Source organism: Megasphaera hexanoica (assembly GCF_043520715.1).
Taxonomy (GTDB): Bacteria; Bacillota; Negativicutes; order Veillonellales; family Megasphaeraceae; genus Megasphaera; species Megasphaera hexanoica.
On record NZ_CP171361.1, the window covers coordinates 21531 to 36544 of the forward strand.

Annotated in this window: 9 protein-coding genes; 3 read left to right on the plus strand and 6 right to left on the minus strand. The window is 51.2% G+C overall.

What is annotated here, in order from left to right; translation table 11 throughout:
• Positions 1 to 124 precede the first annotated feature (124 nt).
• On the minus strand, positions 125 to 4117 hold the full coding sequence (locus tag ACGTIC_RS00110; protein WP_394542138.1) for an ESPR-type extended signal peptide-containing protein: 3993 nt from the start codon (positions 4115 to 4117) through the stop codon (positions 125 to 127).
• 811 nt (positions 4118 to 4928) lie between these two features.
• Here ACGTIC_RS00110 and ACGTIC_RS00115 point away from each other — a divergent pair.
• Together ACGTIC_RS00115 and ACGTIC_RS00120 are read left to right on the plus strand one after the other, a co-directional pair.
• Positions 4929 to 5747 carry a transketolase gene (locus ACGTIC_RS00115; RefSeq protein WP_059076534.1) on the plus strand — a complete coding sequence of 273 codons (819 nt, stop codon included), beginning with the start codon at positions 4929 to 4931 and terminating at the stop codon, positions 5745 to 5747.
• Positions 5747 to 6670 carry a transketolase family protein gene (locus ACGTIC_RS00120; RefSeq protein WP_113856391.1) on the plus strand — a complete coding sequence of 308 codons (924 nt, stop codon included), beginning with the start codon at positions 5747 to 5749 and terminating at the stop codon, positions 6668 to 6670. Before ACGTIC_RS00115 ends, ACGTIC_RS00120 begins: the two co-directional genes overlap by 1 nt.
• 81 nt (positions 6671 to 6751) lie before the next feature.
• On the opposite strand, the gene ACGTIC_RS00125 is transcribed toward ACGTIC_RS00120, so the two are convergent.
• Positions 6752 to 7174 carry a GNAT family N-acetyltransferase gene (locus ACGTIC_RS00125; protein WP_059076532.1) on the minus strand — a complete coding sequence of 141 codons (423 nt, stop codon included), beginning with the start codon at positions 7172 to 7174 and terminating at the stop codon, positions 6752 to 6754.
• A 224-nt stretch (positions 7175 to 7398) separates the two neighbouring features.
• Here ACGTIC_RS00125 and murI point away from each other — a divergent pair, with 224 nt between their 5' ends.
• Positions 7399 to 8184, plus strand: a complete 786-nt coding sequence (murI, locus tag ACGTIC_RS00130) for a glutamate racemase (RefSeq protein ID WP_075581610.1) — start codon at positions 7399 to 7401, stop codon at positions 8182 to 8184.
• Between the two features lie 97 nt (positions 8185 to 8281).
• Here murI and ACGTIC_RS00135 read toward each other — a convergent pair whose 3' ends face one another.
• From ACGTIC_RS00135 to ACGTIC_RS00150, 4 genes are all read right to left on the minus strand, one after another.
• A complete protein-coding gene (locus ACGTIC_RS00135) occupies positions 8282 to 10219 on the minus strand; it encodes a TRAP transporter permease (protein ID WP_059076530.1) in 1938 nt (645 codons plus the stop codon).
• Positions 10220 to 10230: 11 nt separating this feature from the next.
• Positions 10231 to 10722 (minus strand): DUF1850 domain-containing protein, encoded by a 492-nt coding sequence (locus tag ACGTIC_RS00140; protein WP_113856392.1) that lies wholly within the window; start codon positions 10720 to 10722, stop codon positions 10231 to 10233.
• Positions 10723 to 10728: 6 nt separating this feature from the next.
• Positions 10729 to 11697: a TAXI family TRAP transporter solute-binding subunit gene (locus ACGTIC_RS00145; protein ID WP_059076528.1), complete on the minus strand. Its 969-nt coding sequence runs from the start codon at positions 11695 to 11697 to the stop codon at positions 10729 to 10731.
• Between the two features lie 329 nt (positions 11698 to 12026).
• On the minus strand, positions 12027 to 15014 hold the full coding sequence (locus ACGTIC_RS00150) for an AAA family ATPase (RefSeq protein WP_113856393.1): 2988 nt from the start codon (positions 15012 to 15014) through the stop codon (positions 12027 to 12029).

Sequence of the window (15014 nt, forward strand, 5' to 3'; positions counted from 1 at the left end):
ACCAGCAAGAGGCATAGGCAAAGCCTCTCGCTCTACCTATGCCTCTGGTTATTTATCCTGATCGACGGAATCATCAGACGTAATCACATCATCCCGACAGGCCGATATGGTCGTTGTCCTGTCACTATTTCTTTACGCGGACACGCTGTACGGTCGGCGTACCGTCTTTATCCTGATGTACCGTATCGATGCGGATATACGAAAGTTCATTGCTGAATTCGCGGGCCAGGCGGTTCATTTCCGGATCGGTATGGCCGAGTCCTTTTTCCATCAGACGGTAGACGATGGCTGCAAATTCGTAACGGGTCATCACCTGATTGCCTTTAAAGAGTCCATCCGGGTAGCCTTCGATAATGCCATTGCCCGCCAGTTTCGTGACATATTCGTAAGCCCAGTGGTTATCGGCTACATCGGGGAAGAGCATGCTCTTGTTGGGATCGATAGCCAGATGATGCATCGCTTTGAGCTCTGCAATTTCAGCTGCCTGTTCAGCCATAGCTTTACGCATATCGCGAATTTCTTTAGCCATGGCTACACGGGAATTCGAAACATGGCTGCCGCGTCCCAGTTTGAGACTAACGCCGGCATTAACCATATTTTCGCCACCGCCGAAGCTGCCACCGACGCTGAACATGGTGTCTTCGTTCGGACGATAGTAGAGTCCGACAGCCGCTGCATTGGCATCGCGATAGTTGCCATAACCAGCAGCGAAATCCCACTTGCTGTCCGGATCAAAGTCGAGCGGATGAAGTGCTGCCAAAGCTGCCGCACCTGCACCGACGCGGTTCAGACGGCTGTTAAAGTTCCGCATTTTTTGATTCGTATCGAAGAGCTGCGCACCATTGACGGCATCCGTACTGGTGGCGGAAAGTTCTCCAGGAGCTACGTTCGTAACCTTCTGGTTATTGGCATTGATACCGTTGGAGTCGATGTAGGTCTTGTCACCGACCTTGTAGGAAGAAGCCGTCATGCTGCCACCGACGGTCGCATTGCCGCTTACGGACAGGTCTTTCCTTACTTCGGCAAAATCCATTTGTGTCTTATGGTCCTCCGCCGTATTCGTCAGCGTCGTCAGGCCGTCAGTCGTAGTTACGGTCGTCGTGCCCACCTTGTCCGTAATGGAGGTATCGGCTTCGTTGGCAATACTCCTAGCCGTCAGACTGCTGTCACCGGTCACCGTCGTGGACATGTCGCCACCGATGGTATTAGTCTGGTCGCCAGAAATGTCATTGACTTGGCTGCCATTGACCGTGTGTTTTTCTTCACCGGCAATGGTGGTTTCCAAACCGCCATTGTAGTTTTCTGTAGCCTTGCCAGTTACCGTTTCCGTCATAGTGCCTTCAACAGTATTGCTCTGGTCGCCTGTTACGATAGTGCTCATATCGCCACCGACGGTCGTGCTCAGATTAGCTTTGTAGTCTTCCGTCACATCGCCAGTTACCGTTTCCGTCATAGTGCCTTCAACAGTATTGCTCTGGTCGCCTGTTACGGTAGTACTCATATCGCCACCGACGGTCGTGCTCAGATTAGCTTTGTAGTCTTCCGTCACATCGCCAGTTACTGTTTCCGTCATAGTGCCTTCAACAGTATTGCTCTGGTCGCCTGTTACGGTAGTGCTCATATCGCCACCGACGGTCGTGCTCAGATCAGCTTTGTAGTCTTCCGTCACATCGCCAGTTACCGTTTCCGTCATAGTGCCTTCAACAGTATTGCTCTGGTCGCCTGTTACGGTAGTACTCATATCGCCACCGACGGTCGTGCTCAGATTAGCTTTGTAGTCTTCCGTCACATCGCCAGTTACTGTTTCCGTCATAGTGCCTTCAACAGTATTGCTCTGGTCGCCTGTTACGGTAGTGCTCATATCGCCACCGACGGTCGTGCTCAGATCAGCTTTGTAGTCTTCCGTCACATCGCCAGTTACCGTTTCCGTCATAGTGCCTTCAACAGTATTGCTCTGGTCGCCTGTTACGGTAGTACTCATATCGCCACCGACGGTCGTGCTCAGATTAGCTTTGTAGTCTTCCGTCACATCGCCAGTTACTGTTTCCGTCATAGTGCCTTCAACAGTATTGCTCTGGTCGCCTGTTACGGTAGTGCTCATATCGCCACCGACGGTCGTGCTCAGATCAGCTTTGTAGTCTTCCGTCACATCGCCAGTTACCGTTTCCGTCATAGTGCCTTCAACAGTATTGCTCTGGTCGCCTGTTACGGTAGTACTCATATCGCCACCGACGGTCGTGCTCAGATTAGCTTTGTAGTCTTCCGTCACATCGCCAGTTACTGTTTCCGTCATAGTGCCTTCAACAGTATTGCTCTGGTCGCCTGTTACGGTAGTGCTCATATCGCCACCGACGGTCGTGCTCAGATCAGCTTTGTAGTCTTCCGTCACATCGCCAGTTACCGTTTCCGTCATAGTGCCTTCAACAGTATTGCTCTGGTCGCCTGTTACGGTAGTACTCATATCGCCACCGACGGTCGTGCTCAGATTAGCTTTGTAGTCTTCCGTCACATCGCCAGTTACTGTTTCCGTCATAGTGCCTTCAACAGTATTGCTCTGGTCGCCTGTTACGGTAGTGCTCATATCGCCACCGACGGTCGTGCTCAGATCAGCTTTGTAGTCTTCCGTCACATCGCCAGTTACCGTTTCCGTCATAGTGCCTTCAACAGTATTGCTCTGGTCGCCTGTTACGGTAGTGCTCATATCGCCACCGACGGTCGTGCTCAGATTAGCTTTGTAGTCTTCCGTCACATCGCCAGTTACTGTTTCCGTCATAGTGCCTTCAACAGTATTGCTCTGGTCGCCTGTTACGGTGGTGCTCATATCGCCACCGACGGTCGTGCTCAGATTAGCTTTGTAGTCTTCCGTCACATCGCCAGTTACGGTAGTCTTCATTTCACCACCAACAGTAGTCGTCAGATTCCTGCCAATGTCATTGGTCATATCTTCCGAAGCAATGTTGGCAATATCTTTGGCATCGTTGGTGATTGTTCCAGTTTTAGCCTCGTTAGTAATGTTGGTGGCATCCTGGGTCGTCGTAGTAGTGTTTGTTCCATCCGTGACGCCCTGATAAATCTGATCAGCCTTCTGGTTGATTGTTGAAATATTTTCTGTATCCTTCACTTCATCGGTTATCATATATCCGTCTGGCGTCTGTTTCAATTCGCGATCAGCCATCTTTTGCGGATAATCCCCTACATCTCTGATGTCCTGTGTAATTCCATCAGCGGAGGTCGTCGTCGTTGCAATAGAATCGTCATCTCTGGCATATTCTGTGCGCCCATTTTTATCAAACGTCGATTCTGAAGTCAGTTGTTCCGGGCCAGCGTCGAAGTTTTTGGAATGGACGCTGCCGCCTTCGATGGTCGTAAAGTTGTTTGCATCAACTTTACTTTGCAGTTTATCTGCATTGAATTCCTTGACATCCAGAGTGCCGCCAATTTTGGCATCACCCGTTACTTCCAGAGAACCGCTGTTAATCTTATTGGTCACATCGAGACTGCCAGCCGATACGTTTCCTGCAAAGCTGCCGCTGCCAGCTGTTACGGCACCAGCTCCAGCATTGAGGCTCGTGCCAGTAATAGCACCACCACTGATGTTACCGCCCTGAGTATTGAGGCCGGTACTGGTCATCACACCGTCTGCATGAATCGTACCGGAAGCAGTAATATCTTTAGCACTAACATCACCGGTAGCCGTTACATCTTTGGCACTGATATCGCCAGTAGCTGTAATATCTTTAGCGTTGATATCTTTAGCTGTGATATCATTGGCACTGACATCGCCGTTATTCATCTGTACACCGTTGACCGTCGTCGTACCACTGCTTACACTGATTTGGGCATTCTTGACTGTATTGATGGCATCAGCATCGGTCTGATTACCGGTGATAACCGTAATCTCGTTGTATCCGAGAATACTTGAATTAGTTGTTCCGGTACCAGCTGCAAAAACATCGCTGCCAGCAGGCAGGAGCAGCAGCGCTGCGACAGCTGCCAAGGCCGCCCGCCTGGCAATCAGGCCTGTACTCGTCGCTTTCGTATTGCCATGGACCAATTCAGAAGCGACCACATAACAATTTCTCGTTTTACTCCAAATAACTTTATAAATTCTATTCATATGCCCCACTTCCTTTCTTTTAATTGAAAATGTCATGTAATCTCAAATCGTTCGAACGCCTTTCTTGTGCTCATTATAGCAAAGGGGAAAAAAGTGCACACTGTAATTTGTTACAGTATATTCATGTGTATTTTGCAATTACAAAAGCGTTTTAGACAGTTGTATAAACTTTTATGAATCTGTCATGACAGATGACATGATTTAATGGTTTGTCTGTCATGACAGCCAAAAAGCTCCTGCATTTGTTGGAAAAATTCTGATTCTATGATCTATACCTGTAATTTATTACAGTGTATTTATTCTTTATATTTAGTAAGATGATAATAAGGATAGAATACGTACGGATTTCTGAGGTTTCAAGTCCATATTCCTGTTGATGATGCTGCCCTTCGGGGTCATGATCAGCACGTTCCCAGGGGCGATGAATCGAAAGATGATCTACAGCCGGAAGGAGGAAGAGGAGCAGCAGCTATATCCTCTTCGGAGAGGAACGGGATGACCTGATGGCCGTCTGAGAAGGCGTGCGGAATCTGTCCCCGGCCCAGGGACTGGAACAGTTGAATAGGCGGAAATTCCCGCAGGAACCGGCAAGAAACGGTAACGCCAGACAAACACAAACTCCCTTTCAAGCAGACAGGAAATACGAACATCCTGAACTGCCTGAAAGGGAGTTTTTTAGAGTGTAATATCACCATCACACAAACTATTCGCGTTAACAAAAGAAACAAACTATCTTCCACCCTTTACGCCTATGGCAAAAAGTACTATGCTGTACATATAGGTGATACTATTGTTGACTGGAGATGATTCTATGACAAATGAAGAACTCGCACGGCGGTCTACGGCTGTGCGTGAATATGTCGTCAAGATGCTGGCTGCTGCCGGCGCAGGCCATCCCGGCGGCTCTCTTTCCATTGTGGAAATCCTGCAGGTGTTGTATGGGGAATATATGCATGTGCGGCCCGGAGAACCTCACTGGCCCGGCCGTGACCGGCTCATCCTGTCCAAAGGCCATGCTGCACCGGCTCTCTATGCGACGCTCATGATGCACGGTTTCTTTCCCGAAGACGAATTGTGGAATCTCCGGAAATGTGGAGCCATGCTCCAGGGCGTGCCCGATATGAACCGCACGCCAGGCATTGATATGTCTACCGGCTCGCTGGGTCAGGGCCTGTCCGCCGGCAACGGCATGGCTCTGGGAGCCCGTCTTGACCACGCAGACTGGCGCACGTACGTCATCTGCGGCGACGGGGAAATCGAAGAAGGCATCATCTGGGAAGCGGCCATGACCAGTGCCCATTTTAAGCTGGACAACCTGACACTCATCATCGACCACAATAAATTGCAGCTCAGCGGTGCGTCGGAAGAGGTCATGAATATCATGCCTATTGCCGATAAATTCCGCGATTTCCACTGGCATACGATTACTATCAACGGTCATAACTTTGACGAAATCCGGGCAGCCCTGAAAGAAGCGGAAGAAACGAAAGGCATGCCGACGGCCATCATCGCCGAAACCATCAAGGGCAAAGGCGTCGATTTCATGGAAAACAAGGCCGCCTGGCACAATAAAACACTCGATGCCGCCGAAACGAAAAAGGCACTGGAAGAATTGGAAGGTGAATCATAATGGCTATGTCTACACGGGACGCCTACGGTCATGTCCTGGAAACGGAAATCTATAAAAATCCCGATGTCGTCGTCGTTGATGCGGATATCGCCTCTTCGACGCGGGCAGAAAAATTTAAGAACAAGGCTCCGGAACGGTTCTTCAATGTCGGTATTTCCGAACAGGACCTGATGGGTACCGCCGCCGGTCTGGCTGCCGTCGGAAAAATCCCCCTGGCCGGATCGTATGCACTGTTTACCGAACGGGGACTGGAAATCACCCGCAATTCCATCTGCCTGCCCAATCTCAATGTAAAAATCATCGTCAGTCACGGCGGCCTGACCATCGGCAGTGACGGTGCCACCCATCAGGCCATCGAAGACATCGCTCTCATGCGCAGCCTGCCCAATCTTTCTGTCATCGTCCCATCGGACGGCTGGGAAACGGAAGAAGCCGTCAAGGCCGCCGTCGCCCATAAAGGCCCGGTATACATCCGCCTCGGCAAAGATACCGTCCCCGATATCCATCCGGCCGGAAGCACCTTCCAATGGGGCAAGGGACAGATTCTCCGGGACGGCATTGACGTGGCCCTCATAGGGACAGGGCGCATGACAGCAGCTGCTCTTGCCGCCGCCGATCAGCTGCGTCAGGAGGGATTGGAAGCCATGGTTATCAATATGCCGACCATCAAGCCTATTGATGCCGATCTCATCGAATATGCCGCCCATAAGACCGGACACATGGTCACGGCAGAAGAAGGCACCGTACTCGGCGGTCTCGGTTCCGCCGTGGCAGAAACACTCGTCCGCCGCTATCCCGTCCGTCAGGAATTCATCGGCGTACAGGATACATTCGGTGAATCCGGTTCTTCCGAAGACCTGCTGAAAAAATACGGTCTTACCGCAGACGATATCGCCGCTGCCGCCCGGAAGGTACTGGCATAAATGTCTCAACCGTTGTATAGCAACAAAAAAGCAGCAGATATGGGGAAAATCTCCCTGCATCTGCTGCTTCTTTTTTCGTATTTAAAATTCCCGGACAAATTTTGCGTGAGTCTGCTCCATCCCTTCGCGCATATAAAAGCGGTGGGCATGAACGCGGGCCTTATTGCTGGTCACCTCTATGAGGACGCACTGCCGCTTTACTGCTTCTTCTTCGGCCAGGCGCACCATCTGGGCGCCGGTGCCCTGACTGCGCGCGTCTTCACTGACAAAAAATTCCACGATTTCCGCACAGTTTCCGCAGTGATGCAATTGCCTGTCAAACCGCAGATTCAATACGGCATACAGTTTCCCGTCCTTTTCTGCAACGAGGCAGTAGTAATCATCATTTTCCATCTGTTCTGCATAAACCCGGGCAAACATGTCCCTGTCCAGTTCCCGCCGGACGAGCTGGCAGATGAGCTCATAAACGCCTTGAAGGTCGTGAATCGTACTTTTTCTAAACATGGTAGTACCTCTCTTTTTCTAAATATATATGAACTGCCATTTATCATACGGCCTTCCTAGTTTCATTATATCAGGAAAAATCTTCCCACCGCCAGTTTTTACCTATGAAAATAAAGACTAGGATATGCGAAATTTGCAAGTAAAATTATTTCTCCCGGCCCCGGCCCGTGCTATAATATATACGCTGATACAGTATAATTTCCATGAAATCCGAGGTCTTTTATATGAAAATTGCTTTTTTCGACTCCGGCATCGGCGGGCTCAGCGTCCTCCATCATGCCATGAAAGTACTCCCTCATGAACAATTTATTTTTTTCGCCGATGAAGATAATGTACCCTATGGGACGAAGACGACGGAACAGGTATTCCAGTACGTCAGCGACGCCTTTTCTTTTCTCATGACCAAAGATGTCAAGGCTATCGTTGTCGCCTGCAATACCGCTACCAGCGTGGCCGTGCGGGAACTGCGCCACCAATACAAGATTCCCATCATCGGGATGGAACCGGCTGCCAAAAAAGCACTCGATATGGATACAGAGCGCAACCGCGTCCTGGTCATTGCCACGCCGATTACCGTGCGGGGACATAAAATCAAAGAGCTTATCGAAAAATACGATACAGAAAGTCTGGTAGACCTGCTGGCCATGCCGGATCTTGTGGAATTTGCCGAACACATGGATTTTTCCTCGCCGGCCGTAGAAGACTATATCCGCCGGCAGTTTGCCCCGTATGATTTCAGCAAGTATGCCAATCTCGTCCTGGGCTGCACCCATTTCAATTATTTTAAAGAAACGCTGCGACGCATCCTGCCAGACCATGTCCGCTTTGTCGATGGCAACGAAGGAACAATCCGCGAACTCATCCGCCAGCTCGATTACCGCAAAGGTCTGGAATATCTGCCTCAGACCGTCGAATATTATTATTCGGGAAAGGCCGTCACAGAGCCTCACGAATTGCAGCGTATCGACGCCTATCTGGACCAGCTGGAACGGGTTTATACCATCATCTGATATTTTACAATATGGCAGACCCCGATCTGCCACAAATAAAACAGGAGCTGTCTTCCCCTGATTGAGAAGACAGCTCCTGTTTTCGTTCTATTCAGTTTCAGCCGGCAATGGCTGCTTTTTTCTTTTTCAGCCGCATCTGCCAGAAGAGGATGCTGCCAAAAATGACGATACCGATGCCGTCGGTCATGACGCCCGGCACAATCATGAGCAGGCCTGCCACAAACAACAGGACCCGTACGGGGACGTTGCAGTGATCGGCCAGATACCCAATCATGGACGAACTGAGGCCGATCATGCCCAGTACAGCCGTAATGGTCGCCATAATCATTTCCAGCGGCGTCGCCTGTACCATGAGAAGGACTGGCGATACGACAAAGATATAGGGAATGATGAAGGCCGCTATGGCCAATTTGGACGCATTGACCCCGGTCATGAGGGGATTGCCGCCGCTGATGCCGGCACCGGCATAGGCCGCCAGTGCTACCGGCGGTGTAATATCGGCGATGATTCCGAAATAGAAGACAAACATATGCGCCGCAAGGACGGGAACGCCCAGTTTTATCAGGGCCGGAGCGGCAATAGTCGCCGTGATGACGTAGTTTGCCGTGGTCGGCACGCCCATGCCCAGTATAAGCGCCGTAATCATGGTAAAGAACATGGTCGGCAGCAGCATACCGCCCGAAAGGTCGATCAGGGCCGATGCCAGTTTTAATCCCACGCCGGTCTTGGTAACGACGCCGATGATGATGCCGGCTGCAGCACAGGCTATGAGTACGCCCAGGACGCCTTTGGCGCCTTTTTCCAGCCCCTGGATGATCTGAATGGGTTTCATGCGCGTAGCCTTGCGGACAAACGATGCCGCGATGGACATGACGATGGCTACCAGTGCCGCCCGCATGGGCGAATAGCCTGCAACCAGCAGATAGACGATTGCGATGAGAGGCAGGGCCAGATGACCCCGTTCTTTCAAAATCGTCCAGATCTTAGGCAGCTGAGAGCGGGGAACGCCTTTCAGATTGTTGCGTTTTGCTTCGAAATGAACACCAAGACAGATACCTGTAAAATATAATAAAGCCGGGATAACGGCTGCCTTGACGATATCAATATAGGGAACGCCGACAAATTCTGCCATGAGGAAAGCCGCTGCCCCCATGACCGGCGGCATGAGCTGTCCGCCTGTAGACGATGCCGCTTCTACGGCACCGGCGAAATTCTTGTGATAGCCTAATTTCTTCATCATAGGAATGGTGAAGCTGCCTGTCCCGACGACGTTGGCTACGGAGCTGCCGGAAACGGTCCCCATAAGGGCGCTGGAAATGACAGCTACTTTGGCAGGCCCGCCACTGGACCAGCCGGCGATGGCATTGGCCAAATCAATGAAGAATTTCCCCAGGCCGGTCGCTTCCAGATAGGCGCCAAACAAAATAAACAGGAAAATAAAGGTGGACGATACACCAAGAGGAATACCGAATACGCCTTCGGTCGTAAAATACAGGTGTCCTACCAGCTGTTCCGGTGTCAGTCCCCGATGAGCCAGAACGCCCGGCATATAGGGGCCGGCAAAGGCATACGCCAGAAAAGCCAGCACCACGCAGAGCATCGGCTTTCCTACGGCCCGCCGTGTAGCTTCCAGGATCAGCAGGATGCCTATGCTGCCTACGATGTAATCCATCGTCGTCACCGTTCCGGAGCGCAGCACGAGCTGCTGATATTCCAGGACGATATAAGCTGGAGAGGCTGCCCCCAGGATTGCCAGCAGGATATCCAGGGGATGGACTTTCCCGCTCTTCAGCCATTTCTTCCGTGTCGGATAGAGAAGAAATATCAGCGCCATGCCAAAGCCCAGGTGTACCGCACGCTGCAGCTGGGCATCGAGTACGCCGAACGCGCCGGTATACAACTGAAATATAGAAAACGTGATGGCAATGGCCGAAACAACTTTGGCCATAAATCCCTTGTAATTTATCGTATTGGATTCATTATCGTACTTTTTTAACACCTCATCGGCGAGTTGTTCCGTCGATTTTTCACTCATACTTCTCTCCCTTATCTGACCATATCCCGTATATACTGATATAACGGCGCTACCCTGATATCTACGGCACTGCCATCGGGCAGGTACTGATACAAAGGGCAGGCCGTATCCGCTATGGTAACGGTCAGTTGTGTGCCGACGCCTGTCCGCAGATGAAGCTGCGGGAAAAGCCGTTCCATATGGTCCATGATGAAATAATCGCCTTCATGGCGGAATGACCCATCGCTTTCCATAAACGGCAGTCCGACGCCGAAAGACTGGTATTTTGTTTTATGAAGGCAGAAGCCGTCCGCCCGGTCGTTGACGCTGAGGTATTCCCAGACGGGTGTTTTCTGCACAGAATGAATAAAACGGATGGTCACTGCCGTGCCCGCCCGTACCGGCACATCCAGCATATGGCGTCCTCCCCCATAGAGGAAGAGCCACGGCTGAAGCAGTACCGGTGACAGGACGAAGAGGAGCAGGCACAGCAGATATCCTCCCGTTAAAACACGGACGCGCATGAAGAATTATTCTTTAAAGAATTTTTCAGCGCCGGCATTCATCGGAATCGGCATGCCTTTCAGGGCGCCTTCCTTGGTGATGAGTTTGCCGACAGAATGAGCTTCTTTCAGACGGTCCAGGTTGGTAAAGAGGGCCTTGGCAATATCATAGCCCATCTGATCATCGACTTTATCCGATGCTACGAGCATAGCCATGACGGAAACGGTCGGTACGTCTTCATCAAAGCCGGCATAAGTACCAGCCGGGATGACCGTCTTGGTGTAGAACGGATACTGGGAAATGAGCTGGTCGGCTTTATCGGGATCGACAGCGAGGATGCGGATCTTATTCTGGGAAGCCAGATCCTGTACAGCCGCCGTCGGGAAACCAGCCGTCAGGAATGCTGCATCGACGTTGCCGTCTTTCAGGGCACTGGAGCTTTCACCGAAGGACAGGTACTGAACCTGGATGTCATCATAAGTCAGTCCATAAGCAGCCAGGATCTGGCGGGCATTGGCTTCTACACCGCTTCCGGCAGCACCGACGGAAACGCGTTTGCCTTTCAGGTCGGCAATGGTCTTGATACCAGACGATTCAAGGGTGACGGCCTGGCATGTTTCCGGATAGAGGGCGGCAATACCGCGGAGATTGTCAACTTTTTTATCCTTGAACATTTCCGTGCCATTAGCTGCATAGTAGGTAATATCGTTCTGGATAATGGCCAGATCGATAGATCCATCTTTCAGCATATTGATATTGGCAACGGAAGCGCCTGTGCTCTGGGCCGTGGCATTCATGCCTTCAATGTTCTTATTCAAAATTTCTGCCATAGCACCGCCAATCGGATAATACGTGCCGGCTGTGCCACCGGTACCAATATTCAGGAATTTCTTCTGGGCACCGGCTTTATTATCCCCACAACCGGCAAGCGCCCCTACGACTACGACAGCGGCCAGACCAACGGCCAATACTTTCTTGAGTGAACTGAACTTCATATGACATCCCTCCCAAAATTTGCGTTCCTGGACAAAAAAAGGCCTCCAAACCCTTCCTCGATTTGTACGGCCCCCTTGCCTCATTCTGCATTCTATTTTCCTTATACGAAAATTATAAATGTATAGTTATGTCTTGTCAATAAATTTTTTCAAAAAAATTCTTCCATTAAATTAAACGTTTAAGTAACAGTAATTCTCTACCATATGGTAAAATAAGCTTTATTGTTTTCGCATAGTAAAATTTAATCTCATGAAAAAAGGAGAAATTTGCATAAATACAAATTTCTCCCTGTTCGTAAGCACAAACTAATTTTTCTGTTTTTTGTCCATTATGCTGACGCAATTGTCCCCTGTTCAATTTCAAACAGATGAATCGTATCCGTTTCTCCTGCCAGCAGTTTCTGCACTTCTTCTGCCAGTTTCCTCGTTTCCATGGAACAGGTGAAGAGGAATATCTGTTCTTTCCTGCCCAGATCGGCCAGGAAGCGGATGGCTTCTTTCTGCCGTTGTTCATCGAAGCGGACGAGGATATCGTCGAGAATGATCGGCATCGGTTCGATCTGTTTGGAAAAGGCCATGGCCAGACTCATGCGGATGGCCAGATATACCTGGTCGCCCGTACCGCTGCTCCATTCCTTTTCGGGAATGCGCCGGCCCGTCCCGTCGACGGCATAGAGCTGCCGCCCGTCAAAACTGGCCTGGAGCGTATACCGGCCCTGGGTCATGAGGTGGAGATAATCGCCGGCCTGGCGGATTACCAGAGGCTGGCGAACCCGTTCGTAATAATTCTGGGCTTCGCCGAGCATATACTGGGCATATAAGAAGGTCAGCCAGTCATCGGTCTTCCTGTCGAGTTCCGTTTTCCTGTTCTGCTTTTCCTGCAGCAGCCGTCCCGCTTCTTCGCTCTTTGCCATCTGGCTGAGCCGTTCGACGATGCTGCCTCTCTTTTCGGCCACTGCGGCCAGTTTCTTTTCCGTATCGGCTATCTTACGTTCATAGTATGCCTTTTCGTCTTTCCAGGTCTGGCAGTCGTGTATCTTTAATTCATGGCGGAGCTGGGCCAGGTTCTTCGGCGTCTTGGCGATGAGCTTGATGTGGGCTTCCGATTGTTCGTATACTTCTTTATACTGGTGGAACTGACGGAATTTCAAGATTTTGCTGCGGAATTCTCCTGCCGTCTGGGAGCCCGTTTCCTTCAGGATTTCTGATTCCTGATGGCGGCGTATATCCCGTTCCTTCTGACATTTTGCCAGTTCTTTCTTCTTTTCTTCCTGCTGCCGGTCCTGTTCGCGGGCCACTTCTGCCTGAACGCGGATTTTCTGCCACATCTGATAAACCCGCTCGATGCCTTCCGGCGATACGTCTTCACTGACGCCGACTTCGCGGAAAATCTGTTCAGCACTATCCTTCAGACGGCTGATACGGGTCAGGATATCTTCTTTGCGCTTCTTCCAGTCCTTCAGGGACGTGCGGGCATGCTGGTATGCATCCCAGGCTTCTTTGGCAGCCTGGACATCGCCCGTTTCCAGTTTGGTAAATCCCGTCGTCTGCTGCCAGGTTTTCCAGGCACTGCGGCAGTTTCCCAATTTATCTTCCCAGCCTTTTCCTTCCTGTTCCCATTTCTGGTAAATGGCGTCGTACATGACCTGCTGTTCCTTTTTCCAGGCATCCTGGGACTCTCTCGTCTTCCAGTCCATGTATTCCTTGCGGACGCCGTCGAGCATCTGATTCCAGGCCGCATTGTCTTCGTCCGTAGAAATTTCCAGGCCCGCATCATCGGCCATGGCTGAAAGGCGGGTCTGTAAGGTAGCCAGCTGACCCTCCAGTTCGCCGATGCGCCGGGGCACGCGCCGCCCGTCCGAACGCTGTTTGGCAAAAGCGGCAAGAGCCAGCAGTACACACAGGACAGCCGCACCGCCGGCCATCATGAGATCAAAATCATACAGTACGACCGAAGCCGTAAGTCCCGCCGCAGCCAGCAGAAAGAGCAGGCCCAGCGCCAGGAATCCATGGCTCGTTTCTGCCGGGTCTTCCTTCAGCAGCCGCAGCAGTTCCTGAGTCTTTTCCCGTTCTATGAGCGTATCCTGAATGGTGACGACTGATTTTCCCAGTTCCTTCCATTCTTCCGGCGTCCGCTGCGGCCCGTCGGCATTGCCCGTATCCAGAGAGGCACTGACATCTTTAGGACGGGCTGCCTGCCACTTTTCTTCTTCCCTGGTGTACGTTTCCAGATTGCGGGCCAGAGTCAGGGCCCGGTTCCAGTCGGCCTGTTCCGGAAGTGTTCCTTCCGTCCAGCCGGCCAGAGTCTGACTGTACTTATTTTCATCGTACTGCCAGTCCATTTCCTTATCCTCATGGTCTGCCAGTTCTTCCTGCCCCTGCTGCCACTGGGGCATATTGTGATACAGCTCATCGATCTGGGAGCCGCAGATGACCCAGCGGTTCCATTCCTGCTTGAAGGCCGGTCCCTTGCGGCTGGCCGCTTCCAGTTCTTTTATTTTTTCATTGATGTCCCGGATTTTCTGTTCCAGCTCTTCCCAGCGCTGGGCACCATCGGCAGGGAACTGCGATACGTCGGCCAGTTCCTGCATGTGCTTCATGGCATCCTGCCCCCGCTTATACACGTCCCAGGCAGCCAGCGGCATAGCTACCTTTTCGATCTGCTGCTTCGTTTCTTCTATGCTCAGGCGCAGCCGTTTCTCAATTTCATGGGTCTGTTGTTCCTTTTCCTGCAAGGATGCAAATTCTTCTTCATCGTAGGACAATTCATGGATTTTACGGTCGAATTCGCGCTGTTCCTGCAACAGGTTATTGATGGGCTTCTTGCCCTGATGGGATGCTACGAGCAGTTCTCCCATCTGCCGCATAAAATCACGGCGGACCGCTCCCATGCGGACGCCGCTTTCGATGCTGAAGAAATGACTCCGTACTTCCTCGTTGGAGAGAATCTTGAATCCCTGCAGGTCCTCGAGTCCCATGGCAAAAATCTTATCATACGTACCCCGTTCCAGGCTGTGCCACCAGAGTGCGGACGGTTCTTCATGGATTACTTCGTTGCCATCGGCGATATACGATTCTTTTTCATTGCGGTAAATCCGGTATTCATGGCCGTCTTCCCGGCGGATATCCATGTGGCCGAAGTACCCTTTCCATTCTCCCCGTGGATAGCCGAAAAACATGGAGCGCACGTATTTCATCAGCGTCGTCTTGCCGCTTTCGTTCTGACCATGCATGACGATCAGGCCTTTTTCCGGCGGCACCCAGGAAACATTATGGTAAATACCGAAATCATCTAAATTCATCTGTATAATCTTCAT